This window comes from Frankia sp. Mgl5 (assembly GCF_023242985.1).
In the GTDB taxonomy this organism is placed as follows: domain Bacteria; phylum Actinomycetota; class Actinomycetes; order Frankiales; family Frankiaceae; genus Parafrankia; species Parafrankia soli.
Window position 1 is genome coordinate 1 of record NZ_JALKFY010000057.1, and the last position, 294, is coordinate 294.

Here is a 294-nt window from a genome sequence, read left to right on the forward strand (position 1 = left end):
TGCCTTCGCTTTGGCATCTTCATCATCGCCGCCTGCCGAGGCTGCTCCGCCATCCGCTTCTCTCGCCGCTTTAGCCTTTGCTGCCGCCGCCGCTGCTGCTTTCGCTTTAGCCGCCGCTGCTGCTTTCGCCTTGGCCTCTGCGTCATCTCCACCGGCAGTTGCTCCGCTCTCTGCCGCTTCTTTCGCCGCTTTTGCTTTGGCTACCGCCGCTGCTGCAGCCGCCGCCTTCGCTTGCGCTTTTTCCTCCGGCGTCATTTCCGAGACGGGTTTGGACGCCGCTTCAACTGACGGCGT

The 294-nt window shown here is 63.6% G+C and carries 1 protein-coding gene; it reads right to left on the minus strand.

Annotated elements, in window-relative coordinates; translation table 11 throughout:
- Positions 1–294: hypothetical protein (locus MXD62_RS08350; RefSeq protein ID WP_248828823.1), on the minus strand; the 294-nt coding region annotated here is incomplete at both ends.